Origin of the sequence: Streptomyces sp. BK79 (assembly GCF_044142145.1) — a bacterium.
GTDB lineage: Bacteria > Actinomycetota > Actinomycetes > Streptomycetales > Streptomycetaceae > Streptomyces.
Genome location: NZ_JBHVOC010000012.1, coordinates 132,101 through 155,762 on the forward strand (window position 1 = coordinate 132,101; position 23,662 = coordinate 155,762).

General features: G+C 70.6%; 24 protein-coding genes. 16 read left to right on the top strand and 8 right to left on the bottom strand.

Translation table 11 applies throughout. The features are described from left to right. Positions 1–118: 118 nt before the first annotated feature. From ACFIF2_RS17005 to ACFIF2_RS17020, 4 genes are all read left to right on the top strand, one after another. Positions 119–772, top strand: coding sequence for a response regulator transcription factor (locus ACFIF2_RS17005; protein WP_007387794.1), 654 nt, complete (start codon positions 119–121; stop codon positions 770–772). A 6-nt stretch (positions 773–778) separates the two neighbouring features. Then, complete coding sequence (locus ACFIF2_RS17010; protein WP_395573482.1) at positions 779–2,023, top strand: sensor histidine kinase; 1,245 nt, start codon at positions 779–781, stop codon at positions 2,021–2,023. A gap of 405 nt (positions 2,024–2,428) precedes the next feature. Further along, on the top strand, positions 2,429–2,725 hold the full coding sequence (locus tag ACFIF2_RS17015) for a DUF4193 domain-containing protein (RefSeq protein WP_003993510.1): 297 nt from the start codon (positions 2,429–2,431) through the stop codon (positions 2,723–2,725). A 13-nt stretch (positions 2,726–2,738) separates the two neighbouring features. After that, positions 2,739–3,689 (top strand): hypothetical protein, encoded by a 951-nt coding sequence (locus tag ACFIF2_RS17020; protein WP_395573483.1) that lies wholly within the window; start codon positions 2,739–2,741, stop codon positions 3,687–3,689. 18 nt (positions 3,690–3,707) lie between these two features. Here ACFIF2_RS17020 and ACFIF2_RS17025 read toward each other — a convergent pair whose 3' ends face one another. Then, a complete protein-coding gene (locus tag ACFIF2_RS17025; protein WP_395573484.1) occupies positions 3,708–4,169 on the bottom strand; it encodes a DUF3093 domain-containing protein in 462 nt (153 codons plus the stop codon). Between the two features lie 57 nt (positions 4,170–4,226). On the opposite strand from ACFIF2_RS17025, the gene ACFIF2_RS17030 reads away from it, so the two are divergent. The 8 genes from ACFIF2_RS17030 to ACFIF2_RS17065 all read left to right on the top strand — a co-directional run bounded on the left by ACFIF2_RS17030 (position 4,227) and on the right by ACFIF2_RS17065 (position 11,690). Continuing rightward, positions 4,227–4,811 carry a PaaI family thioesterase gene (locus tag ACFIF2_RS17030; protein WP_395573485.1) on the top strand — a complete coding sequence of 195 codons (585 nt, stop codon included), beginning with the start codon at positions 4,227–4,229 and terminating at the stop codon, positions 4,809–4,811. Next, on the top strand, positions 4,808–5,368 hold the full coding sequence (dut, locus tag ACFIF2_RS17035; protein ID WP_395573486.1) for a dUTP diphosphatase: 561 nt from the start codon (positions 4,808–4,810) through the stop codon (positions 5,366–5,368). Before ACFIF2_RS17030 ends, dut begins: the two co-directional genes overlap by 4 nt. A 1-nt stretch (position 5,369) precedes the next feature. Continuing rightward, a complete protein-coding gene (locus ACFIF2_RS17040) occupies positions 5,370–6,122 on the top strand; it encodes a DUF3710 domain-containing protein (RefSeq protein WP_395573487.1) in 753 nt (250 codons plus the stop codon). A gap of 183 nt (positions 6,123–6,305) precedes the next feature. Then, a complete protein-coding gene (locus ACFIF2_RS17045) occupies positions 6,306–6,998 on the top strand; it encodes an ABC transporter ATP-binding protein (RefSeq protein WP_395573488.1) in 693 nt (230 codons plus the stop codon). A 123-nt stretch (positions 6,999–7,121) separates the two neighbouring features. After that, the gene (locus ACFIF2_RS17050; protein WP_395573489.1) at positions 7,122–9,713 is read left to right on the top strand and encodes an ATP-binding protein; all 2,592 of its coding nucleotides are present in this window, start codon (positions 7,122–7,124) and stop codon (positions 9,711–9,713) included. Further along, complete coding sequence (locus tag ACFIF2_RS17055) at positions 9,710–10,393, top strand: response regulator (RefSeq protein WP_395573490.1); 684 nt, start codon at positions 9,710–9,712, stop codon at positions 10,391–10,393. The genes ACFIF2_RS17050 and ACFIF2_RS17055 overlap by 4 nt, the downstream gene beginning before the upstream one ends. A gap of 103 nt (positions 10,394–10,496) precedes the next feature. Continuing rightward, complete coding sequence (locus tag ACFIF2_RS17060) at positions 10,497–10,895, top strand: OB-fold nucleic acid binding domain-containing protein (protein WP_395573491.1); 399 nt, start codon at positions 10,497–10,499, stop codon at positions 10,893–10,895. 3 nt (positions 10,896–10,898) lie between these two features. Then, positions 10,899–11,690, top strand: coding sequence for a DUF3159 domain-containing protein (locus tag ACFIF2_RS17065; RefSeq protein WP_395573492.1), 792 nt, complete (start codon positions 10,899–10,901; stop codon positions 11,688–11,690). Positions 11,691–11,760: 70 nt separating this feature from the next. On the opposite strand, the gene ACFIF2_RS17070 is transcribed toward ACFIF2_RS17065, so the two are convergent. Beyond that, positions 11,761–12,438, bottom strand: a complete 678-nt coding sequence (locus tag ACFIF2_RS17070; protein ID WP_395573493.1) for a potassium channel family protein — start codon at positions 12,436–12,438, stop codon at positions 11,761–11,763. Next, entirely contained in the window at positions 12,438–13,109 is a 672-nt protein-coding gene (locus tag ACFIF2_RS17075) for a potassium channel family protein (protein ID WP_395573494.1), read from the bottom strand. The genes ACFIF2_RS17070 and ACFIF2_RS17075 overlap by 1 nt, the downstream gene beginning before the upstream one ends. A 617-nt stretch (positions 13,110–13,726) precedes the next feature. Between ACFIF2_RS17075 and ACFIF2_RS17080 the strand changes: the two genes are divergently transcribed. The 4 genes from ACFIF2_RS17080 to ACFIF2_RS17095 all read left to right on the top strand — a co-directional run bounded on the left by ACFIF2_RS17080 (position 13,727) and on the right by ACFIF2_RS17095 (position 17,886). After that, positions 13,727–15,787 (top strand): APC family permease, encoded by a 2,061-nt coding sequence (locus tag ACFIF2_RS17080; RefSeq protein WP_395573495.1) that lies wholly within the window; start codon positions 13,727–13,729, stop codon positions 15,785–15,787. A gap of 61 nt (positions 15,788–15,848) precedes the next feature. Continuing rightward, positions 15,849–17,237: a class I SAM-dependent RNA methyltransferase gene (locus tag ACFIF2_RS17085; RefSeq protein WP_395573496.1), complete on the top strand. Its 1,389-nt coding sequence runs from the start codon at positions 15,849–15,851 to the stop codon at positions 17,235–17,237. Between the two features lie 65 nt (positions 17,238–17,302). Then, entirely contained in the window at positions 17,303–17,497 is a 195-nt protein-coding gene (locus ACFIF2_RS17090; RefSeq protein WP_007445201.1) for a ribbon-helix-helix protein, CopG family, read from the top strand. Then, positions 17,494–17,886, top strand: a complete 393-nt coding sequence (locus tag ACFIF2_RS17095) for a type II toxin-antitoxin system death-on-curing family toxin (protein ID WP_395573497.1) — start codon at positions 17,494–17,496, stop codon at positions 17,884–17,886. The genes ACFIF2_RS17090 and ACFIF2_RS17095 overlap by 4 nt, the downstream gene beginning before the upstream one ends. A 58-nt stretch (positions 17,887–17,944) precedes the next feature. Here the strand turns inward: ACFIF2_RS17095 and ACFIF2_RS17100 are convergent, their stop codons facing one another. The 5 genes from ACFIF2_RS17100 to ACFIF2_RS17120 are packed head-to-tail and all read right to left on the bottom strand — an operon-like array spanning position 17,945 to position 23,513. Next, complete coding sequence (locus tag ACFIF2_RS17100) at positions 17,945–18,385, bottom strand: hypothetical protein (protein WP_395573498.1); 441 nt, start codon at positions 18,383–18,385, stop codon at positions 17,945–17,947. Between the two features lie 10 nt (positions 18,386–18,395). Then, the gene (locus ACFIF2_RS17105) at positions 18,396–19,463 is read right to left on the bottom strand and encodes a hypothetical protein (protein ID WP_395573499.1); all 1,068 of its coding nucleotides are present in this window, start codon (positions 19,461–19,463) and stop codon (positions 18,396–18,398) included. Further along, on the bottom strand, positions 19,460–21,448 hold the full coding sequence (locus ACFIF2_RS17110) for a hypothetical protein (RefSeq protein ID WP_395573500.1): 1,989 nt from the start codon (positions 21,446–21,448) through the stop codon (positions 19,460–19,462). The genes ACFIF2_RS17105 and ACFIF2_RS17110 overlap by 4 nt, the downstream gene beginning before the upstream one ends. Further along, positions 21,445–22,197: a toll/interleukin-1 receptor domain-containing protein gene (locus ACFIF2_RS17115; RefSeq protein WP_395573501.1), complete on the bottom strand. Its 753-nt coding sequence runs from the start codon at positions 22,195–22,197 to the stop codon at positions 21,445–21,447. The genes ACFIF2_RS17110 and ACFIF2_RS17115 overlap by 4 nt, the downstream gene beginning before the upstream one ends. Next, the gene (locus ACFIF2_RS17120; RefSeq protein ID WP_395573502.1) at positions 22,194–23,513 is read right to left on the bottom strand and encodes a helix-turn-helix domain-containing protein; all 1,320 of its coding nucleotides are present in this window, start codon (positions 23,511–23,513) and stop codon (positions 22,194–22,196) included. The genes ACFIF2_RS17115 and ACFIF2_RS17120 overlap by 4 nt, the downstream gene beginning before the upstream one ends. Positions 23,514–23,662 lie beyond the last annotated feature (149 nt).

The window sequence follows — 23,662 nt, forward strand, 5'->3', positions numbered from 1 at the left end:
CCGTCTTACAGCCGACTTATGGCCGAAAAGGGCAGGATGGAGGCAACACACCCGGCAGCCCCCCGCCCTCGTGCGCCTTGAAAGCGCTACGCGGGTGGACACAGGAAGGACAAGCGACGTGCGCGTACTCGTCGTCGAGGACGAGCAGCTGCTCGCCGATGCGGTGGCCACCGGACTGCGCCGGGAGGCCATGGCCGTCGACGTCGTGTACGACGGTGCGGCCGCCCTGGAGCGCATCGGCGTCAACGACTACGACGTGGTCGTCCTCGACCGCGACCTCCCGCTCGTGCACGGCGACGACGTGTGCCGCAGGATCGTCGAGCTGGGCATGCCCACGCGCGTGCTGATGCTCACGGCGTCCGGCGACGTCAGCGACCGCGTCGAGGGCCTGGAGATCGGCGCCGACGACTACCTGCCCAAGCCCTTCGCGTTCAGCGAGCTGATCGCGCGCGTACGCGCCCTGGGCCGGCGTACCAGCGTGCCGCTGCCGCCCGTCCTGGAGCGCGCCGGGATCAAGCTCGACCCCAACCGCCGCGAGGTCTTCCGCGACGGCAAGGAGGTGCAGCTCGCGCCCAAGGAGTTCGCCGTGCTGGAAGTGCTGATGCGCAGCGAGGGCGCCGTGGTCTCCGCCGAGCAGCTGCTGGAGAAGGCCTGGGACGAGAACACCGACCCGTTCACCAACGTCGTGCGCGTCACCGTCATGACCCTGCGCCGCAAGCTGGGCGAGCCCCCCGTCATCGTCACCGTCCCCGGCTCCGGCTACCGGATCTGATCGACCGTGGCGACGACACCCGCGCCCCCCGGGGCGCCCCCGAAACCCACCTGGGACCCCCGGTCGGTCACCCCGATGCCGTGGCTGCGTCCCACCATCCGGATAAGGCTCACGCTGCTGTACGGCGGCATGTTCCTGATCGCCGGCATCCTGCTGCTGTCGATCATCTACCTGCTCGCCGCCCAGGCGGTGCGCACCGGCAACGAACCGCTGTACAAGATCGTCGACTTCGCCGACCTCAAGGTCTCCAGCAGCGACTGCCCGGTGGTCGACAACGGCAACCTGTCGCTGGCCGACTTCAACGCCGCCATCAGCGACTGCATGGACCACCAGCGCAAGGTCGCCCTGGACAACCTGCTCAGCCGCTCGCTGCTGGCCCTGCTCGGCCTCGCCGTGATCGCCTTCGCCTTCGGCTACGCCATGGCCGGACGCGTCCTGTCGCCGCTGGGCCGGATCACCCGCACCGCCCGCGCGGTGGCGGGCTCCGACCTCTCGCGCCGGATCGAGCTGGACGGCCCGGACGACGAGCTGAAGGAGCTGGCGGACACCTTCGACGACATGCTGGAGCGGTTGCAACGGGCCTTCACCGCCCAGCAGCGCTTCGTCGGCAACGCCTCCCACGAGCTGCGCACGCCCCTGGCGATCAACCGCACGCTCCTGGAGGTGCACCTGTCCGATCCGAACGCCCCGGTGGAGCTGCAGCAGCTCGGCAAGACCCTGCTGGCCACCAACGAACGCAGCGAACAGCTCGTCGAGGGCCTGCTGCTGCTCGCCCGCAGCGACAACCAGATCGTCGAGCGCAAGCCGGTGGACCTCGCCGAGGTGGCCGGCCAGGCCATCGACCAGGTGCACGGCGAGGCGGAGAGCAAGGGCGTGGAGATCCGCGGCGCCCGCGAGGCCGCGGTGGTCCAGGGCAACGGCGTCCTGCTGGAGCGGATCGCCCTGAACCTGGTGCAGAACGCCGTGCGCTACAACGTGGCCGAGCAGGGCTGGGTCGAGGTCACCACCGCCGTGGAGGGCGGCCAGGCGGTCCTGGTGGTCACCAACACGGGCCCGGTCGTCCCGGCGTATGAGATCGACAACCTCTTCGAGCCGTTCAGACGGTTGCGTACCGAGCGCACGGGCAGCGACAAGGGCGTCGGCCTCGGCCTGTCCATCGCGCGCTCGGTGGCGCGGGCGCACGGCGGCCACATCTACGCGCAGCCGCGCGAGGGCGGGGGGCTCGTGATGCGTGTCACGCTGCCCGTCTGAGATCATGACCCCGACATCTCACCGGGAGCCGAGGATGTTCGCTTTGAGCGGAATTTCCAGGCCACCGGCCCTGGAGTCGCCTGTGTGATCGATCACAGCGGAGGCTTTCTCGCCATCCACTCTCCGTGATCATGCACCCTGTCGGAAAGCCGGGAAAATCCCGGTTTTCAGGGGTCTTGATCACGGGAAGTACACGATGAGGCGCCTTTGAAGTGCGGTATTAGGACCGTGTACGGTCCCCATCGCCATCCAAGCCGATCACTCATGAGGAGTCCGGTTGGGTGTCGATTGAGTAACAGACCTTGATGTGAGGCAAAATCTCCGCCTCAGGTCGGGCACAAGTCCGGCCTCTCACGCGTTACGTGCGCTGGAGACACCGCAGACACCCAGAGGGGGAGAGCGACCATGGCAACCGATTACGACACTCCACGCAAGACCGACGACGACGTCGACTCGGACAGTCTCGAAGAGCTGAAGGCCAGGCGGAACGACAAGTCCGCCTCGGCCGTCGACGTCGACGAGTTCGAGGCCGCGGAAGGCCTCGAACTTCCCGGCGCCGACCTCTCCAACGAGGAGCTGGCCGTCCGTGTACTTCCGAAGCAGCAGGACGAGTTCACCTGCATGAGCTGCTTCCTGGTGCACCACCGCAGCCAGCTGGCCCGGGAGAAGAACGGCCAGCCCATCTGCCGCGACTGCGACTGAGGCGGGGTCGGCCGTGACTGGCTCGACCCCTCCCTGGAAGCGCCGCTTCCCCAGGCGGGGAGCGGACCAAGGACCGTCCGGCGGTCCGTACAGCGCGCGTGACGACGAGCGGGGCCCGACCGATCCGGGGACGGCCTCGCTCGAACCAGTGGCCGACCGGGGTGACCTCCCGGCGACCGCGGAGACGCCGGCGCCCGCTGCCCGGCGCAGGGCAGCGGCGTTCCGGCACAAGGCCGAGCAGGGCGTCCGCAACGGCGGACAGCGCGCCAGGGCCGCCCTCGCGCACCTCGCCGACCGGATCATCGAACTGGCGCCGCGGGTGCCCGTACGCGACCTGGCGACGCTCCGCAGGCAGTTCCCGGGCCTGGGCCCCGAGGAGCTCGCCGACCGGCTGGTGGCAGGCGCCGCCAAGGGCACCGCGACCGTCGGCGCCGGAATCGGCGCGGCCGCGATGATGCCCGCACCGCCCGCGATGCCCGCCGAACTGGCCGCCGAGGTCACGGGCGTCGCCGCGATCGAACTCAAGCTGATCGCCGAACTCCACGAGGTGTACGGCGTACGCCCGCCCGGCGGCCTCGCGCAGCGCAGCACCGCGTACCTGAACTCCTGGTCGGAGGAGCGCGGCGTCGAGGTGTCCAAGCCGGCCAGCCTCGGCTCGGCGATGAACAGCCACATGAAGCGCCAGCTGCGCCAGCAGATCATGAAGCGCATGGTGCGCAACCTGCCGAACCTGATGCCGTTCATGGTGGGCGCGGCCGTGGGCGCGGTCATGAACCGCCGCGACACCAGAAAGCTCGCCGAGAGGATCCGGACGGACCTGCGCAGGAGACAGGTGCCCTGGAGTGCCCTCGACGAGCTTCCGGCGCTGGAGGGGCCGCGGGACGCGCTGGACATGGGCGTCCTCACCAAGGAGCTGGGCCCCAAGGGATTCGGCCACCGCCCCGACGGGGACGGCGGCCACTGACACCCGCCCGCGCGGGCCCTACGCCTTCGCCTTCGCCGCCTCCAGCGCCTCGACCAGCCGCTCCGGCTCCCGGGTCGACAGGTACAGGTACGGGGTCGGGTCCCGCGGGTCGGTGACCTCCACGCGCACGGCCCTCGGGATGTAGGCGCGCAGCAGCAGGAAGGCGCGGGTGTCGGCCTTGTACGTGCGCCAGGCGCGGGCCTCCTCCGGATCGAGGATCTCCGCCTCGCCCAGGGCCGACACCGGCACCTTCGCCTCGCCCGCGATCAGCGAGTCCCCCACGACGCGGATGCGGACCGCGCCGTACGAACTGGCCGCCACCGCCGCGACCGCCGTCCCGCCGGCCAGGCCGCCCAGCATCGGCAGCGTGCCGAAGGGCAGCAGGATCAGGGCGAACGAGAGCCCCACCAGCAAGGAGATCAGCCACCAGGAGCGGGGCGCGGTGAGGCGTTCTTCGTACGGGGCCGTGGAGAGCTGCATGGACCAAGCTTGGCACGGTATCGGCGTTCGGCCGACGCGCGGGTAAGGTCTGCGCCTGTGAGTGGTACTTCCCCAGGTCTCCAGCCCCCCGCCGACGCCGCGAAGCCCGTACGGCACCCCGACGCGCCCGCCCCCGGCGAGCTGTTGGGCGCGCACTACGGCCAGTGTTTCGGCTGCGGCGACGACCAGCGCCACGGGCTGCACCTCCAGGCGCGGGCCGGTGAAGGCGTGTCGATCACCGCCGAGTTCACCGTTCGACCCGCCCACCAGGGCGCCCCCGGCCTGGCGCACGGCGGCGTACTGGCCACCGCCCTGGACGAGACCCTCGGCTCGCTGAACTGGCTGCTGCGCACGATCGCGGTCACCGGACGCCTGGAGACCGACTTCCTGCGGCCGGTGCCCGTCGACACCACGCTCCACCTGGAGGCCGAGGTGACCGCGGTCGCCGGCCGGAAGATCTACTCCACCGCCACCGGACGGATCGGCGGCCCCGACGGACCCGTGGCCGTCCGCGCCGACGCGCTGTTCATCGAGGTCAAGATCGACCACTTCGTCGACCACGGCCGCGAGGAGGAGATCCGCGCCGCCATGGACGACCCCGACCAGCTCCGCCGGGCCCGCGCCTTCGAGGTGAACCCGTGAGCCCCGACCCCAGGCCCGAACTCGACGTCCTGATCCGCCGCGTCGACCCGGACGTACCGCTTCCGACGTACGCGCAGCCCGGCGACGCGGGAGCCGATCTGCGCACCACCGTCGACTGCGCGCTCGCGCCCGGTGAACGCGCCGTACTGCCCACGGGTGTGTCTGTGGCCCTCCCCGAGGGGTACGCGGCCTTCGTGCACCCCCGTTCCGGTCTCGCGGCCCGCTGCGGTGTCGCCCTCGTGAATGCCCCGGGGACGATTGATGCCGGGTACCGTGGGGAGATCAAGGTGATCGTGGTGAACCTCGACCCGCGCGAGACGGTGCGGTTCGAGCGCTTCGACCGGATTGCCCAACTGGTCGTCCAGCAAGTCGAGAAGGTCCGCTTCCGCCAGGTCGCGGAGCTTCCCGACTCGGCGCGGGCCGGAGGGGGCTTCGGGTCCACCGGCGGCCACGCCGAGACGGACCGTGCAAGCGGCACAAGCGGTCAGGTCGCCGAAGGCGGCCCGACGGGTGGGAATCGATACGCTTCGGTCGTATCCGACCGGGAAGGACAGTGACGTGTTCGGACGTCGCAAGAAGAGGGATGCCGCCGAGGACGCGGCCGGCGAGGCCGAGCAGGTCGTCGACAGCGTCGACACCGAGGCGGACGAAGAGCGCGAGCGCGTACGGCTCGAGCCCGAACCGCGGCCCGACGGGCCCTGGGACAGCAGCGAGGTCCGCGACCCGGGCGAGGGCCGGGTGGACCTGGGCGGGCTGTTCATCCCCGGAGTCGACGGCATGGAACTGCGGGTGGAGGTCGCGGGCGACGCGATCGTCGCCGCGACCGTCGTGCTGCGCGACAGCGCCATCCAGCTCCAGGGCTTCGCCGCTCCCAAGCGCGAGGGCATCTGGGGCGAGGTGCGCGAGGAGATCGGCTCCGGCATCACCCAGCAGGGTGGCATCATCGAAGAGGTCGAGGGCCCGCTGGGCTGGGAGCTGCGGGCGCAGGTCCCGGTGCAGCTGCCGGACGGCACGAGCGGCTTCCAGGTCGTGCGGTTCGTCGGCGTGGACGGCCCCCGCTGGTTCCTGCGCGGCGTGATCTCCGGCCAGGGCGCGGTGCAGCCGCAGGCCGCCGGTCTGCTGGAGCAGATCTTCCGGGACACGGTCGTGGTCCGCGGCGACGGCCCCATGGCCCCCCGCGACCCCATCGTCCTCAAGCTGCCGAACGACGCGCAGATGGTCCCCGAGGGCGTCCAGCAGGAGGAGGGCTCCCGCTTCTCCGGCGGCATGGGCCAGCTCCAGCGCGGACCGGAGATCACCGAGGTCCGGTAAGCGAGTTTCCGTACCGAGTTTCCGTACGGGGCGTCGTCTCCGTACGTCTGCGGAAGGGCCGTGCCCCGAGGGGCGCGGCCCTTCGCCGTACCGCCCGCCCGTTCCCGCGCGGGACGCCCGGAGCATTGAACCTCCCCGTGTCCCTCGCCATACTGGCGCCCGGTTTCCGGTGGGGGAGGGCGCATGGGCCAGGTGGGCACCGAGACCATGGTGCGCGTCGAGGGCGTACGCAAGACGTACGGGCGGGGCACGGCCGCCGTGCACGCCCTGCGGGGCGTCCGTCTCGAGGTGCCGCGCGGGGAGCTGGTCGCCCTCAAGGGGCGGTCCGGGTCCGGGAAGACCACGCTGCTCAACATCGTCGGCGGCCTCGACGTGCCCGACGCCGGGCGGGTCGAGGTCGACGGCCGTGACCTGGCGCGGCTGGACGAGGACGGGCTGCTCGCCCTGCGCCGGGACCGCGTCGGCTTCGTCTTCCAGTCCTTCGGACTCATCCCGATCCTCACGGCCGCCGAGAACGTGGGCGTGCCGCTGCGGCTGCGCCGGGTCGCGCCGCGCGCCCGCGAGGAGCGCGTCGAGCTGCTGCTCTCCCTGGTCGGCCTCGCCGACCACGCCGCCCAGCGGCCCGGCGAGCTGTCCGGCGGGCAGCAGCAGCGGGTCGCCATCGCCCGCGCCCTCGCCAACGGCCCGGCCCTGCTCGTCGCCGACGAGCCCACCGGCCAGCTGGACGCGGAGACCGGGCACGCCGTGATGGAACTGCTGCGCGCCGTCGTGCGCAGCGAGCGGGTCACCGCCCTCGTCGCCACCCACGACGCCACGCTGCTGGACCTCGCCGACCGGGTGCTGGAACTGCGGGACGGGGAGATCGTCGAGGACTGACACCGTGGGCGTCAGAGTTGTGTCAAAGACGGCCCCCGTCCCGGATCCCGCCCTGAATTGTCGGGATTGCTCGCCGTAAGGTCGACGCTGCGCACTCGGCGCCGACCGGAAGACAATGAGGCCATGGGACGCGGCAAGCTACGGATCTACCTCGGCGCGGCACCGGGCGTCGGCAAGACGTACGCGATGCTGTCCGAGGCGCACCGCCGCCTGGAGCGCGGCACCGACTGCGTCGTCGCCTTCGTGGAGCACCACGGCAGGTCGCGCACCGAGACCCTGCTGCACGGCCTTGAGCAGGTGCCGCGCCGGGAGCTGAGGCACCGCGGCGCGGTCTTCACCGAACTCGACCTGGACGCCGTACTGGCCCGGGCCCCCCGGGTGGCCCTGGTGGACGAACTGGCCCACACCAACGTGCCCGGCGCCCGCAACGCCAAGCGGTGGCAGGACGTGGAGGAGCTGCTCGCCGCCGGGATCGACGTGATCTCCACCGTCAACATCCAGCACCTGGAGTCGCTCGGCGACGTCGTCGAGTCGATCACGGGCGTACGGCAGCAGGAGACCGTGCCGGACGAGGTGGTGCGGCGCGCGGACCAGATCGAACTCGTGGACATGTCGCCGCAGGCGCTGCGCCGGCGCATGGCCCACGGCAACATCTACCAGTCGGACAAGGTCGACGCGGCCCTGTCCAACTACTTCCGCCCCGGCAACCTCACCGCCCTGCGCGAACTCGCGCTGCTGTGGGTGGCGGACCGGGTCGACGAGTACCTCCAGCAGTACCGCAGCGAGCACCGGGTGTCGAAGATCTGGGGCTCGCGCGAGCGCATCGTGGTCGGCCTGACCGGCGGCCCCGAGGGCCGCACGCTGATACGGCGGGCCGCGCGCCTCGCCGAGAAGGGCGCCGGCGGCGAGGTGCTGGCCGTGTACACAGCCCGCAGCGACGGGCTGACCTCCGCCTCCCCGAAGGAGCTGGCGGTGCAGCGCACCCTGGTGGAGGACCTCGGCGGCACCTTCCACCACGTGCTCGGCGACGACATACCGGCCGCCCTGCTCGACTTCGCGCGCGGCGTCAACGCCACCCAGATCGTCCTCGGCTCCTCGCGCCGCAAGACGTGGCAGTACGTCTTCGGCCCCGGCGTCGGCGCCACCGTCGCCCGCGAGTCCGGACCCGACCTGGACGTCCACATCGTCACCCACGAAGAGGTCGCCAAGGGCCGCGGGCTGCCGGTGGCCAGGGGCGCCCGGCTCGGCCGCTCCCGGATCGCCTGGGGCTGGATCGCGGGCCTCGGCGGTCCGGTGCTGCTGACGCTGCTGCTGAACACCGTCCACCTCGGGCTCGCCAACGACGTCCTGCTCTACCTGGCGCTGACCGTCGCCGCGGCCCTGCTCGGCGGGCTGTACCCGGCGCTCGCCTCGGCCGCGGTCGGGTCCGTGCTCCTGAACTGGTTCTTCACGCCCCCCGTCAACCGGATCACCATCGCCGACCCGAAGAACATCCTCGCGCTCGCCATATTCGTGGGCGTCGCGCTCTCCGTGGCCTCGGTCGTCGACGTCGCGGCCCGGCGCACCCACCAGGCCGCCCGGCTGCGGGCCGAGTCGGAGATCCTCTCCTTCCTCGCGGGCCACGTCCTGCGCGGCGAGAACAGCCTGGAGGCCCTCCTGGAACGGGTCCGCGAGACCTTCGGCATGGAGTCGGCCGCCCTGCTGGAACGGGAGAGCGACGTGGCGCCCTGGACCTGCGCCGGCCGGGCCGGGTCGGGCCCGCCCGTGGACCGCCCCGAGGACGCGGACGTGGACATGCCGGTCGGCGACCACATGGCCCTCGCGCTGACCGGCCGCGTCCTGCCCGCCGAGGACCGCCGGGTGCTGGCCGCCTTCGCCGCCCAGGCCGCCGTCGTGCTGGACCGGCGGCGCCTGCGCGAGGAGGCGGACCGGGCCCGCTCGCTGGCCGAGGGCAACCGCATCCGCACGGCGCTGCTGGCCGCCGTCAGCCACGACCTGCGCACCCCGCTGGCCGGGATCAAGGCGGCGGTCACCAGCCTGAGGTCCGACGACGTGGCGTGGTCCGAGGAGGACCAGGCGGAACTGCTGGAGGGCATCGAGGAGGGCGCCGACCGCCTCGATCACCTCGTGGGCAACCTGCTCGACATGTCCCGCCTGCAGACCGGCACGGTCACGCCGCTGATCCGGGAGATCGACGTCGACGAGGTGGTGCCGATGGCGCTCGGCGGGGTGCCCGAGGGCAGCGTCGAGCTGGACATCCCCGAGACGCTGCCCATGGTCGCCGTCGACGCCGGGCTCCTGGAGCGGTCGATGGCCAACCTGGTGGAGAACGCCGTCAAGTACAGCCCCGACGGCCGGACCGTCCTGGTCGCCGCCAGCGCCCTCGCGGACCGCGTCGAGGTGCGGGTCGTCGACCGGGGGCCGGGCGTGCCGGACGAGGCCAAGGAACGCATCTTCGAGCCCTTCCAGCGGTACGGCGACGCCCCGCGCGGCGCCGGCGTGGGACTCGGCCTGGCCGTGGCCCGGGGCTTCACCGAGGCGATGGATGGCACCCTGAACGCCGAGGACACTCCCGGCGGGGGCCTGACCATGGTGCTCACCCTCCGCGCGGCGGGCCCGCCCGCGGGTGCTCTCCCCTCCGACACGGCAGTGAACGCGACAGCGGACGGCGCGACAGCGGACAGCGCGCCGGCAGAAAGGCAGGCCGCCCGATGACCCGGGTGCTCGTGATCGACGACGAACCGCAGATCGTGCGTGCCCTCGTGATCAACCTCAAGGCCCGGCACTACGAGGTCGACGCCGCCCACGACGGCGCCACCGCCCTCCAGCTCGCCGCCGCCCGCCACCCCGACGTGATCGTGCTGGACCTGGGCCTGCCCGACATGGACGGCGTCGAGGTGATCGGAGGGCTGCGCGGTTGGACCCGGGTACCGATCCTGGTGCTGTCCGCCCGGCACTCCTCCGACGAGAAGGTCGAGGCACTCGACGCCGGCGCCGACGACTACGTCACCAAGCCGTTCGGCATGGACGAACTCCTGGCCCGGCTGCGCGCCGCCGTCCGCCGCGCCGAGCCCGTCCCGGGAGGCGATGACGACGTGATCGTCGACACCGCCGAGTTCACCGTCGACCTGGCCGCAAAGAAGGTGAACCGGAACGGCAAGGACGTCCGGCTCACCCCCACCGAATGGCACCTGCTGGAGGTGCTGGTGCGCAACACCGGACGCCTGGTCAGCCAGAAGCAGCTGTTGCAGGAGGTGTGGGGGCCCTCGTACGGGACGGAGACGAACTACCTGCGGGTCTACATGGCGCAGCTGCGCCGCAAGCTGGAGGCCGACCCGGCGCACCCGCGGCACTTCATCACCGAGCCGGGCATGGGGTACCGCTTCGAGAAGTGACCGCGAGGGGGCGGCGGGGCGGTGGGGCGAGCGGAACGTGAGCCTCGCGATACCGGCCCCGAGAGGGTGCCTGGCTGTCGGCCCGCCCCGGTACGCTTCAGATATGAGTGCTGCTCCGCGTTCCGACAAGCCGGTGGGCCGGTTCCGGCGCATGTTCGACCGGCTCTCCTCCTCGCAGGAGGACCTGGAGTCGGAGGAACTGCGCGAGGACGCCGAAACCGCCGGCTGCACCCGCATCTGCGACTGCCAGGACCGGCAGATCGTGTCGGTTACTGGTACCTTGCGCACGGTCACCCTGCGTCCGCGTGCGGGCGTCCCGGCCCTGGAGGCCGAGCTGTTCGACGGTTCCGCCGCCCTGGACGTGGTGTGGCTGGGCAGACGCTCCATCGTGGGCATAGAGCCGGGGCGCAAGCTCATCGCATCGGGCCGGATCTCCATGAGCCGGGGCCGCCGGGTGCTCTTCAACCCGAAATACGAACTGAGACCCCTCGGACGGGAGTAGCCGGTGACGTCGCTCGACAAGCCGACCGAAGAGACGGAAGCGGACGACGCCCGGGCGGTGACGGAGGCCGCGCTGTTCGAAGCGTTCGGCGGCGTGCGCGGCATGGTCGAGACGGTGCTGCCGGGCCTGCTCTTCGTCACCATCTTCACCCTCAACAACGACCTGCACATGTCGGCGATCGCGGCGCTCGCCGTGTCGCTGGTGCTGGTCGTGGTCCGCCTGGTGATGAAGGACACCGTCAAGCACGCCTTCAGCGGCGTCTTCGGCGTGGCCTTCGGCGTGGTCTTCGCGATGATGACCGACAACGCCAAGAACTTCTATCTGCCGGGCATGCTCTACACCCTGGGCCTGGCGCTGGCGTACATCGTCACGGCGCTCGCGGGCGTCCCGCTGATCGGTCTGATCCTCGGCCCGGTGTTCAAGGAGAACCTCTCCTGGCGCACCCGCAACCCGGGCCGCAAGAAGGCGTACACCAAGGCCAGCTACGCCTGGGGCCTGATCCTGCTCGGCAAGAGCGCGATCCTCTTCCCGCTGTACTGGTGGGCCGACACCGAGCAGCTCGGCTGGGTCCTGGTCACCCTGAAGATCCCGCCGTTCCTGCTCGCCGTCTGGCTGACCTGGGTGTTCCTGGCAAAGGCACCGGCCCCCATCGACGTGTTCGCGGAGATGGAGGCGGCGGAGCAGGCCGAGAAGGCCGAGAAGGAGCAGCGCGAGCGGGACAAGGCCGACCGTCAGGCGGCCCTCGGCGGCGAGGCCGTCGACTCCGCGCAGAGCGGCAGGCACCGCAAGGGCTGACACCGTACGACGGTGGGGGCGCCCGGGAATCCCGGGCGCCCCCACCGTCGTACACGGCTCCTGTCGCGGCTCAGCGCGCGGCGTCGCTCCGCCGCGCCGACAGCAGGTCCTCCAACTGCTCCTCGCGGGCCTGCGCCGCCACGAACAGCAGCTCGTCGCCGGCCTCCAGCGAGTCCTCCCGGGACGGCGTCAGCACCCGGGTGCCGCGGATGATCGTGACCAGCGAGGTGTCCTCGGGCCACTCCACGTCACCGACCTGGATGCCGGCCAGGGCCGACTCCTCCGGCAGCGTCAGCTCCACCAGGTTGGCGTCGCCGTGGCTGAAGCGCAGCAGCCGGACCAGATCGCCGACGCTCACCGCCTCCTCGACCAGGGCCGACATCAGCCGCGGTGTGGAGACGGCGACGTCCACGCCCCAGGACTCGTTGAACAGCCACTCGTTCTTCGGGTTGTTCACCCGGGCGACGACGCGCGGAACGCCGTACTCCGTCTTGGCCAGCAGGGAGACGACCAGGTTGACCTTGTCGTCGCCCGTCGCGGCGATGACGACGTTGCAGCGCTGCAGCGCCGCCTCGTCCAGGGACGTGATCTCGCACGCGTCGGCGAGCAGCCACTCCGCCATCGGGACGCGCTCGACCGAGATGGCGGTCGGCGCCTTGTCGATGAGCAGGATCTCGTGGCCGTTCTCCAGCAGCTCGCCCGCGATCGAACGGCCGACCGCGCCGGCTCCGGCAATGGCGACCCTCATCAGTGACCGCCCTCCTCTTCGGGACCCTTGGCGAACGCCGCCTCGACCTTGTCGACCTCGTCGGCACGCATCATCACGTGCACGAGGTCACCCTCCTGCAACACCGTCTGCGAGGTGGGCAGTATGGCCTCCCCGAGCCGGGTGAGGAACGCCACCCGCACGCCGGTCTCCTCCTGGAGCCGGCTGATCTTGTGACCGACCCAGGACGCCGACGTGTGCACCTCGGCGAGCTGGACGCCGCCGGTGGGGTCGCGCCACAGCGGCTCGGCGCCCGAGGGGAGCAGCCGGCGCAGCATCTGGTCGGCCGTCCAGCGGACGGTGGCGACGGTGGGGATGCCCAGGCGCTGGTAGACCTCCGCGCGGCGGGGGTCGTAGATGCGGGCCGCGACGTTCTCCACGCCGAACATCTCGCGCGCCACCCGGGCGGCGATGATGTTGGAGTTGTCACCGCTGGAGACGGCCGCGAAGGCACCGGCCTCCTCGATGCCCGCCTCGCGCAGGGTGTCCTGGTCGAAACCGATACCGGTGACCCGGCGGCCGCCGAACGAGGAACCCAGGCGGCGGAAGGAGGTCGGGTCCTGGTCGATCACGGCGACCGTGTGGCCCTGCTGCTCCAGGTTCTGGGCGAGGGCGGAGCCCACGCGCCCGCAGCCCATGATGACGATATGCATCGCCTCACACCCCGCTTCCTGCGGCCCCGCCGGGCTTCGTGGCTGTCGTCGTGCTCATGTCTCTCTTTCGGCTCGCCTGGCGACACGTCGCGGCCAGTGTGCGGGCCGCAGGGGAACATCATGCCGGTGACCGCCGGCGATGACGCCTCTCGGGGGCGGGGAAGCCGGAATCCCCGGGTCGGCAGCCCTGGCTCCCCGGCCGGGAGACCGGGGCCCCGGTCGGCGGCCCTGGCTCCTCGTGCGGGAGGCCGGGGCCCCCGGCCCGTGTCCCAACGTATCGGCAAGCCCGCGGGGCCCGCAGGGGCCGTCTCATCCTCCGGCCGACGAGTCCCGGCGGCCGATGCTGCGGATGCTGGCGAGAGTCAGGAGTCCGAGACCGACGAGCGTGGCGGCGCCGCCGATCAGCTCCGCGCTCAGATGCATGGGACCTCCAGGGGCGGCAAAGACCCGGATGCGGGCGATGTTCGTCATATAGGCAGTCATTCAGACACGCGCACCCCGTAACCTGCGGAAACCGCAGCCGCACCACTGCCCGGATTCACTCGGAGAGCAGACGACGGGCCCGTCGGGGGTGGCGGGTGGGCGGGCGCCCGTTCGAACGCTTACGATCCTCTGTTGTGTCCAAACTGACCGACGTGCCCAAGCGGATCCTCATCGGGCGCGCACTGCGCAGTGACCGGCTGGGGGAAACGCTCCTGCCGAAGCGCATCGCCCTGCCCGTCTTCGCCTCCGACCCGCTCTCCTCCGTGGCGTACGCGCCCGGCGAGGTGCTGCTGGTCCTGTCCATCGCGGGCGTGTCGGCGTACCACTTCAGCCCCTGGATCGCGGTCGCGGTCGTCGTGCTGATGTTCACCGTGGTCGCTTCCTACCGGCAGAACGTGCACGCCTACCCGAGCGGCGGCGGCGACTACGAGGTCGCCAACACCAACCTCGGCCCCAAGGCGGGCCTGACGGTGGCGAGCGCGCTGCTGGTCGACTACGTCCTGACCGTCGCCGTCTCCATCTCCTCCGGCATCGAGAACCTCGGCTCCGCGGTCCCCTTCGTCGTCGAGCACAAGGTCCTGTGCGCGGTCGCCGTGATCCTGCTGCTGACGCTGATGAACCTGCGCGGGGTCAAGGAGTCGGGCAGCCTCTTCGCGATCCCGACCTACGTCTTCGTCGCGGGCGTCTTCATCATGATCGCGTGGGGCGCCTTCCGGGGCCTGGTCCTCGACGACACGATGCGCGCCCCCACGGCCGACTACGAGATCAAGCCCGAGCACCAGGGCCTGGCCGGCTTCGCGCTGGTCTTCCTCCTCCTGCGGGCCTTCTCCTCCGGCTGCGCCGCGCTCACCGGCGTCGAGGCGATCTCCAACGGCGTCCCGGCCTTCCGCAAGCCCAAGTCGAAGAACGCGGGCAACACCCTCGCGATGATGGGCCTGCTCGCCGTCACCATGTTCTGCGGCATCATCGCGCTGGCCGCCGCCACCGACGTCCGCATGTCGGAGAACCCGGCCACCGACCTGCTCCACAACGGCGTCGCGCTCGGCGAGGACTACGTCCAGCACCCGGTGATCTCGCAGGTCGCCGAGGCGGTCTTCGGTGAGGGCAGCTTCCTGTTCATCGTCCTGGCCGCGGCCACCGCGCTCGTCCTCTTCCTGGCCGCGAACACCGCGTACAACGGCTTCCCGCTGCTCGGCTCGATCCTCGCCCAGGACCGCTACCTGCCGCGCCAGCTGCACACCCGCGGCGACCGCCTGGCGTTCTCCAACGGCATCGTGCTCCTGGCCGGCGCGGCGATGCTGCTGGTCTTCATCTACGGCGCCGACTCCACCCGCCTGATCCAGCTCTACATCGTCGGCGTCTTCGTCTCCTTCACGCTCAGCCAGATCGGCATGGTCCGCCACTGGAACCGCCACCTGGCCACCGAGCGGGACCAGGCCGCGCGCCGCCGCATGATCCGCTCGCGGGCGATCAACGCCTTCGGCGCCTTCTTCACCGGTCTGGTGCTGGTCGTCGTCCTGGCCACCAAGTTCACCCACGGCGCCTGGGTCGCGCTGCTCGGCATGTGCATCTTCTTCGCGACGATGACGGCCATCCGCAAGCACTACGACCGCGTCGCCGAGGAGATCGCGGCACCCGAGGACCCCGAGGCGCAGAGCGACGACATGGTGCGGCCGTCCCGCGTCCACTCGGTCGTCCTCATCTCCAAGATCCACCGCCCGACCCTGCGGGCCCTCGCCTACGCCAAGCTCATGCGCTCCGACACCCTGGAGGCGCTCAGCGTCAACGTCGACCCGGCGGAGACCAAGGCCCTGCGCGAGGAGTGGGAGCGGCGCGGCATCGGCGTACCCCTGAAGGTGCTGGACTCGCCCTACCGCGAGATCACGCGGCCGGTCATCGAGTACGTCAAGAGCCTGCGCAAGGAGTCCCCGCGCGACGCGGTCTCGGTCATCATCCCCGAGTACGTCGTCGGCCACTGGTACGAGCACCTGCTCCACAACCAGAGCGCCCTGCGCCTGAAGGGCCGGTTGCTGTTCACCCCCGGGGTCATGGTCACCTCCGTCCCGTACCAGCTCCAGTCCTCCGAGGCCGCCAAGCGGCGCGCCCGCAAGCGGCAGGACTGGAACGCCCCCGGCGCGGTCCGCCGCGGCCCGGCCCAGCCCGACCGGGCGAAGGAGGGCTCGTCGCCGACGTAGACTGGACGGCTGCTGTCCTTTGACCTTTCCATGTCGTCCCGTTCTCTGGAGTCACCCCGCCATGCAGGCAGAACCGAAGAAATCGCAGGCGGAGTCCCAGGAGCCCCGGGAGTCCCAGGAATCGCGGGAATCCCAGGTGGTCTCGCTGGTGGGGGAGGAGTACGAGGTCGAGATCGGCCCCGTCGCCCACGGCGGCCACTGCATCGCCCGTACGGCCGAGGGGCAGGTGCTGTTCGTCCGGCACGCGCTGCCCGGCGAGCGGGTCGTGGCCCGGGTCACCGAGGGCGAGGAGGGCGCCCGCTTCCTGCGCGCGGACGCCGTCGAGATCCTGGACGCCTCCAAGGACCGCATCGAGGCTCCCTGCCCCTTCGCCGGGCCCGGCCGCTGCGGTGGCTGCGACTGGCAGCACGCCAAGCCCGGCGCCCAGCGGCGCCTGAAGGGCGAGGTCGTCACCGAGCAGCTCAAGCGCCTGGCGGGCCTCACGCCCGAGGAGGCCGGCTGGGACGGCACGGTGATGCCGGCCGAGGGCGACAAGGTGCCCGCCGGTCAGGTCCCGTCGTGGCGCACCCGCGTGCAGTACGCGGTGGACGAGGAGGGCAACGCGGGCCTGCGCCGACACCGCTCGCACGAGGTCGAGCCGATCGACCACTGCATGATCGCCGCCGAGGGCGTCAGCGAGCTGGGCATCGAGGCGCGGGACTGGACGGGCATGGAGTCCGTCGAGGCCATCGCCGCGACCGGCTCCCAGGACCGCCAGGTCATCCTCACCCCGAGCCCGGGCGCCCGCCTGCCCCTCGTCGAACTCGACCGGCCGGTCTCGGTGATGCGCGTCGACGAGAAGGACGGCGGCGTCCACCGCGTCCACGGCCGCCCCTTCGTCCGCGAGCGCGCCGACGACCGCACCTACCGGGTGGGCAGCGGCGGCTTCTGGCAGGTCCACCCCAAGGCGGCCGACACCCTGGTCAAGGCGGTCATGCAGGGCCTGCTCCCGCGCAAGGGCGACATGGCCCTCGACCTGTACTGCGGCGTCGGCCTCTTCGCCGGCGCCCTCGCCGACCGGGTCGGCGACCAGGGCGCCGTCCTCGGCATCGAGTCCGGCAAGCGCGCGGTCGAGGACGCCCGGCACAACCTCGCCGCCTTCGACCGCGTCCGCATCGAACAGGGCAAGGTCGAGTCCGTCCTGCCCCGCACGGGCATCGACGAGGTCGACCTGATCGTCCTGGACCCGCCACGCGCGGGAGCGGGCCGCAAGACGGTCCAGCACCTGTCGTCGCTGGGCGCGCGCAGGATCGCCTACGTCGCCTGCGACCCGGCCGCACTCGCCCGGGACCTGGGGTACTTCCGGGACGGGGGGTACCGGGTGCGGACGCTGCGGGTGTTCGATCTGTTTCCGATGACGCATCATGTGGAGTGCGTGGCGATTCTGGAGCCGGCTGGCAAGGGCGCCTGACCTGCGGGTTCGTGGGCGAGGTGGCTACAGCGCCGTTTTTGATACCGGTCAGGTATCATCTCTGTATGGCGATGACACTCCGGCTCCCCGACGACCTTGACGCGAAGCTCACCGAGCGGGCTCGTCGGGAGGGGCGCAGCAAGCAGGAACTTGCCATTGAGGCCATCCGTGACGCCCAGGACCGGGCCGAGCTGAAGGTCGATGATGTCCTGGCTGAGCTGATGGACAGTGATGCGGAGATCCTGGACTACCTGAAGTGACCGAAGTGCGCTACATCCAGATCGACGAGATTCTGGCTATCGCCCGGACGGTCAACGGTACCGAGCACAGCGTGCGTGACATGGGGCTTTTGGTGTCAGCGATCGAACGGCCCCGCACCAACGTGTTCGGAGCCGAGCTATATCCCACGCTGCACGAGAAGGCGGCGGCACTGCTGCACTCCGTCGCTCGCAATCACGCGCTGATCGACGGCAACGAGCGCACCGCCTGGCTTGCCATGCGTGTCTTCCTGCGGTTCAACGGCGTCAGCGCCAGTACTGCCCCGCCGCCGGTCTCGATTGCCGGCCCGTTCGTCGAGGAAGTTGCGCAGGACAACGTCGATGTACCGGTCATCGCCAAGCGCCTGGCGGCCTGGTTCCTTGTTTCCTGAGGTTCGACGACGTGAGGGCAGGGCACGCTGCGTGCCCTGCCCTCGAGCGCGGTTGGCGCTACTGGCGATCGACGTGATCCACGTGGAAGGTCAGTCCGGCAACGCTGCCTGACTGGACGACGGGACCGTGCTGGACACCCCCGCTGATGCGGTTCTCCACCGTGCGCCGGCTGTCTGCCGCGGACGCCGAGAGCTGCAGTAACGAGGTCAGCAGCGCGCGCAGGGCCTCGTCGCTGACGTCGTCGGCTTCCGAGAGTCGGCGCAGGCGGGCACCGTACAGTCGGCTGATCTCGCGGGCGGTCCGTTCACGTTCCGTGGCGTCGGCGGCGAGGAGCCGGGCCCTAGTGTCGTGCAGGTCGTCGAACGTGTCGGGGTCCGCGTCTGTGCGGCTCAGGAACTGCCGGACGAGTTCCCGGGCGTGTGCCCAGGAGTCGGTGACCATGAGGGAGACCAGTGTGGTGGCGCCCGACGCCGCGAGTACGGCCAGTTCGCCGTCCATGTGTCTTCTCCTATGCGAGGGGGGAGCCGGAGGCGGGCGCCTCGTCGTCATCCGGAGCGAGGGACGCCGGCGGATCGAAGTGGTGCTGGATCTCCTCGGCGGTCTCGTGGCGGTTCTGCTCCTTGATGAGGCCGGCGATCTGTGCCGCGAGCATCGGGCGGCGTACATCTCCGTCGGTGAAACCGATGCTGTCGAGGAAGTCGGAGAGTCGCATCGTGGCCGTCTCCCGTCCCTGTGGCGTCGACGAGGGCTCTGCGCCGGGGAAGTCCGCCGTCATCGGCTCGCCGGCCTGCTGAGAGATCAGATCCCGAAGCCGTTCGGGAACGTCGGTATCGTTGGCAGCCGAGGTGAGCTGAGCTAGCAGGGCCAGGTCGTTCACCGTACGTTCCACATGCTCGTCGTTCTTGGTGAGCCACCAGACCACGGCGCTGCCGGTGTCCTTGAGGACGTCCTCGCCCAAGTACCGGCGCCTGCTCTGCTCGTACTTGCGCTGGTGCACCCAGACCAGCTCGTCCTTGCGTACGTCGGCGAGCTTGTCGAGGCGCTCCTGGTCCTGCTGCGCCAGCACGAGTTGGATGTTCTCCGCCATCGCCTGGAGGTGCCCGGTCGGCTCAGGCGCCATCCGGCTGAGGGCGCCGGACAGTTCCTGCTCGACGAGTGAGGCCCGGACCGGTTCCCGTTGCTCGGTGATGGCGCGGGCCCGCTTGAGGACCGCGTCGACGGCGAGGCCCGCCGGGTTGAGGAGGGGGGCACCCGCGGGAGCGTCGACGAGGTACCAGCGCACCGTCGCGGAGAAGACGAAGTCGTAGTCGGCCCATTTGCTGGGCAGCACAACCTGGCTTACGCGGTGATCCGTGCGTTCCGTGGGGGCGGCGGTGAGCTGCTCTTCGAAAGCCACCGGTACTGTGCCGCGGCGCATCGCGGCGATCCGGAAGACGGCTGCGGGGACGACGAGCAGCAGCACTGCCAGCAGCGGCCAAGCCCATGCGGGCCACCGCTGCGTCAGGCCGACGATGCTGAGCAGGAGACCGCTCAGAACGGTGAGGAAGACGGTGGTGGTTTTCCGCGCTGTGTTCATGGTCGAGTCCCCCTGGGTGAGGTCGTCGGCGGTGTGGCCGGAGCGATGCCTTGAGCCGCGCTGATCTTGTGGAGCAGCAGACCGGTGGTCTCCGCGGCCCGCGCCGCATCCCCCGGACTGGTGCGCTCGGCGTCGCGGGCGCACGCGTACAGCAGTGCGAAAACCTCGCCTCGCTTCTCCGCGCACCGCTGTGCCGAGCTGACGAGGAGGTCGAGCAGGAGTCCGCCGTGCGGGCCGGTGTCGGCGGCCGCCCAGTGGAGCCAGCGTTGGGCTTCGACCTGCCACTTCGCAGGCGGCAGCTCGGTCAGTACCGCGTGCCAGCAGGTTGTCAGGGAGCGTTGCGTGCCCTGTTCATCGACCAGCGTGTGCGAGCTGCCGGTGCGCTGCGTCAACAGCTCGGGATCGCTGGCCTGGAGAAAGATTCCGAGATTGGCGGGTGAGAAGTCGGATTGAGCGAGACGATAGAGCAGCACGCGGTGCAGCCTGCGGCTGCGCGCCACCAGCTCGCACAGCGCCTGCCGGGCGCGCGTCGTGCCGCGCTCACGTCGGGCCAGGTGGTAGAGCCTGACCAGGGCTTGATCCGGATGACTGGTCGCGAGGACGTCGGCACAGACGCGGACCAGCACCTGTGCGAGCTCCCCCTTGAGGCGCCGTTTGGCGCACCATTGGTAGATCTGCTCGCGGAAGTCCCTTGCGTGCACCGGGTCCGCCAGCCCGTGGGTGAGCGCATGAACGGCCGCTTCCAGGCGAGGGCGGCTCGTCCCACCGGTGCTCCAGCCTTCGATGAGGGCCCCCAGTCCGTCCGCACGTCCGGTCCGTAGATATTCACCGGCCACTCGTTCGACCAGGCCGTCGCGTACGACGGGGACGACGTGTGGGTCGTCCAGCTCCACCACCGTCGCCGCCCAAGTGCCGAGATGGGGACGGAGATCGGGCATGTGGTCCCAGAAATGGGCACGGACGGCGGAGTCGAAGTCCAGCCTCTCGAACCGGACCTGTCCGTTGGGGGTGGCAGTGGCCGAGATCTCGAGGAGTCGCTCGGCGAGGTCCCGGTGCTGCAGCGGCGAATCGCCGTCCGACGGAGGCCCGAGGGCGCTCAGCAGTTGTTCGGCCGCGCGGTGAACGACATCGGCATGAGCCCCGTGCAGCATGGACACCGCAATCAGCAGGGCTCGCTGCGGTGCCTCCCGCAGCCTGGTGACGAGCGCGGCGGCTTCCCGGCGGCCGTCGTTTCGCGCCCGCCAGGCCGCCTCGCACCACTGACCGAATCCGTCCCCGGGCTGACCGGCCTCGCGTGCTCGGCGCACCAGGTCGGCGAATTCCGCGATTTCCCGCATCGGCCTGTTCGCCGTCAGGAACCCGGTGACGGTGCCGTCCGGCTGGAGATATTGCTCAGGCGGCACACCATGCAGGCGCAGATGCCGCCGGAGAACGCCGATACCGAGTGGCCGTCCGAGCACCACGCGGCAGTACTGCAGGTCCGGGTCGATAATGCCGTGGGACGGCATGATCACGACCAGATGAGCCCGCTGCTCGTGCACGGCCTTGCGCAGCGCGGGGAGGTCGGCCTGGGCCGCGGCCCAGCGGCGGTCGTCCGCGGCGGACAGGTCCAGCAGCAACTGATCACCGGTCCCGACCAGAGCAGGGTCCTGGAGGGACAGCTCCCCCTCCTCACCGGGCAGGAGCTCGTGGAAGACACCACTGTCCCGGTGGTGCTCGTGCAGCAGTACACGGGCCGCAGCCGACCGGCCGCTGCCCGGGGCACCGTCCAGGATGACGGTGCCGCAGTCGGCGAGCACGGCACGAGCCTCGCCCATGCACGGCGGAGCGACCAGTACGTAGCGCAGCCGGCGGAGTTGGTCCTCCGCGACTCGGCGGAAAGCCGGTTTGTCCGAGTCCTGCAGCTGGGTGCCGATGTAGATGTCGCCAGGGCCCGTGACCGTGACGCCCGAGTCCTGGACCCAGGTGCCGGTGTGCTGGTTCACCGGTCCTTGTCCTCGTGACCGTCCCCTTCACCGAATCGGTGCTGGATGGCGCCGTTGTGGTCACCCTCGAAGTACGTCATCCCGGCACCCGAGAAGTGACGGTCGCCCGAGACATGACGCGAATGCGAGTAGACGTTGCCGGTCCCGGTGTGGACAGGACCGTGGGTGCCCTTGACGACCGTGCCGACGTCACCGGTGAAGTCACGGCTCTGCACGGCTGCACCGTTCACGGTTCCGATGGAATTGTTCACGGTGCTCGACGCGAGCGTCGCCGCCTGGGTCCTGGACCGGTCGTCAAGGCCGGGAATCAGGTCGGCCATCAGATCACCGATGCGCGCGACGCACACCTCGGTGTCACCGGAGTCGAATGCGATGGACTGGAGATCGGCGAGCCGTCGCAACGCGGGCGGGAGATCCGCCTTGCTCAGTCGGCTGGTCTTGCGTCCGTCCAGCACGGGGACCACCGGGACCTCACAGGTGAAAGCCTCCTCGATCTCCTTGCGCACCCAGTCCTCGGGGTCCTCCAGCCGGGCACGGAAGTTCGTCCAGTCCGGGCCGATGACGGCCAGAAGTACGGAACTGCGCCGTACCGCGGCCAGTAGCCGTTCGGGCCAGCTTTCACCGGGAACGATGGACTGTGACGCGTGGAACGCGTGCCCCGGACCGAAGCGGTGCGACAGCCCTTGACGCAGCAGGGCCGCGGTCTTCTCCCCGTCTCCGGTGCGGTAGTTGATGAAGATCTCGCTCATGACGGTAACTCCTCGAGAGGGGTGGTCGGGCGGGACAAGGTGCCGAGCCGCGGTGCCAGCCGGCGTACCTGTGGATGGTCCGGATAGCGGCCCAACACCCGGACGAGCCGTCGAAGATCGGTTGTGACGGTCGCCGAGCGCACCGCCGTCACGCCGTCGAGCAATGGCTCCGTCAGCGCGCAGGCGTGGTCTATCTCGCCGGCGGAGGCATAGGCGAGCGCCCGGCGTATGCCGTACCGGACCTGAGTACGCACCGCGTCGGGGACGACCAGAGTGAGCTGCCGATCCAGTTCCTCGCTCGCCTCGCGCGGTCGCCCGAGATCGACGAGGCACCAGCCGGTGACCATGCCGACCGAATCGGGAAGATGCATGGAGCCGATCACCGGGCCGTCAGTACCTTCGGCGATGTCGTTCCGGCCGGCGAGCAGAGTACGAGCCCGGTCCAGGGCACGTAGACAGGCGTTGACATCACCGGCGAGGGCATGACCCTGCGCTTCGCGCTGTGCGGCGAGACCGCGGATTCGTGACGGCAGCACGCCGCTCTGCGCCCGACGGGCCAGCGCGATCGTCTGCTCGGCGTCCTCCCGGTACAGCGTGACCAACGCCCTGCGGACCAGCGCATAACCGGCCAGTGCCTGATCACCGCCGGCGGCGGCCAGGTCGACCGCACGCTTCGTCCACCACAGCGCCGCACGCTCGTCCCCGGTCTCCTGCACCAGCCAGCCCACGTACTCGGCGTACCGGGAACCGAGTGCCAGCAGGCGACGCCTGGTAGCGCTGTCGCTCTGCGCCGACAGCTCCCGCAGCGTGTGTGTCTGCGCGATCAGAACGGGCAGAAGCAGGCCGGGTTCCACGGTCTGACCGAGTCTGCGGTAGTGCGTGAACAGGGAACGTGAGGCTTCCAGCATGCCGGCGCCGGCGGCCGGGGAGGTCGGACCCGGGCCGTCCGACCTCCAGGTCATCAGCGAGGCGACACCAGCATTGATCACCTCACGCCGGCCCACGGGCCCGAACGAGTTCGGGCCGTCCGGTGACAACTGCATCATCCAGTTCTCCTCCTCGACCCGGCCTGGCGCCGACACGGCAGGTGAGTCGACAGCGGTAGGGGTGCTCAGGGCGATCAGCGCCCCGTCGGCACCGAGTGCGGCGTCGCACAGCCGCGCGAGGTCACGGCTGGGCGCCTTGATGCCCCGCTCGACCTTGCTGAGCTGCGCCTTGCTGTAGTGCACGAGACCGGACAGATCCGTCAGGCTCAGTCCGGCCTCCAGGCGCCGCTTCCTCAGTTCCTCACCGAACGGGGTGGACGGATGTGGCACGGGAACCTCCCAAACCCGGTCGTCCGGGCTGAGGCGGTGCTGCACGGAAGAGTGCGGCACCAACTCCCGGACGGACAAGGCGATCGAAGCTGTTTCCCGTTTCCTTCTCCGAAGGCGGGGCGCGGCAAGCTCGTGCGGAGCAGTTGGGG

Excerpts from the sequence above, each read along its gene's own strand:
- ACFIF2_RS17015 (WP_003993510.1), top strand. The coding sequence starts at position 2,429 with ATGGCAACCGATTACGACACTCCACGCAAGACCGACGACGACGTCGAC.
- ACFIF2_RS17025 (WP_395573484.1), bottom strand. The coding sequence starts at position 4,169 with ATGCAGCTCTCCACGGCCCCGTACGAAGAACGCCTCACCGCGCCCCGC.
- ACFIF2_RS17045 (WP_395573488.1), top strand. The coding sequence starts at position 6,306 with ATGGGCCAGGTGGGCACCGAGACCATGGTGCGCGTCGAGGGCGTACGC.
- ACFIF2_RS17050 (WP_395573489.1), top strand. The coding sequence starts at position 7,122 with ATGGGACGCGGCAAGCTACGGATCTACCTCGGCGCGGCACCGGGCGTC.
- ACFIF2_RS17055 (WP_395573490.1), top strand. The coding sequence starts at position 9,710 with ATGACCCGGGTGCTCGTGATCGACGACGAACCGCAGATCGTGCGTGCC.
- ACFIF2_RS17060 (WP_395573491.1), top strand. The coding sequence starts at position 10,497 with ATGAGTGCTGCTCCGCGTTCCGACAAGCCGGTGGGCCGGTTCCGGCGC.
- ACFIF2_RS17070 (WP_395573493.1), bottom strand. The coding sequence starts at position 12,438 with ATGAGGGTCGCCATTGCCGGAGCCGGCGCGGTCGGCCGTTCGATCGCG.
- ACFIF2_RS17075 (WP_395573494.1), bottom strand. The coding sequence starts at position 13,109 with ATGCATATCGTCATCATGGGCTGCGGGCGCGTGGGCTCCGCCCTCGCC.
- ACFIF2_RS17085 (WP_395573496.1), top strand. The coding sequence starts at position 15,849 with ATGCAGGCAGAACCGAAGAAATCGCAGGCGGAGTCCCAGGAGCCCCGG.
- ACFIF2_RS17090 (WP_007445201.1), top strand. The coding sequence starts at position 17,303 with ATGGCGATGACACTCCGGCTCCCCGACGACCTTGACGCGAAGCTCACC.
- ACFIF2_RS17100 (WP_395573498.1), bottom strand. The coding sequence starts at position 18,385 with ATGGACGGCGAACTGGCCGTACTCGCGGCGTCGGGCGCCACCACACTG.
- ACFIF2_RS17105 (WP_395573499.1), bottom strand. The coding sequence starts at position 19,463 with ATGAACACAGCGCGGAAAACCACCACCGTCTTCCTCACCGTTCTGAGC.
- ACFIF2_RS17115 (WP_395573501.1), bottom strand. The coding sequence starts at position 22,197 with ATGAGCGAGATCTTCATCAACTACCGCACCGGAGACGGGGAGAAGACC.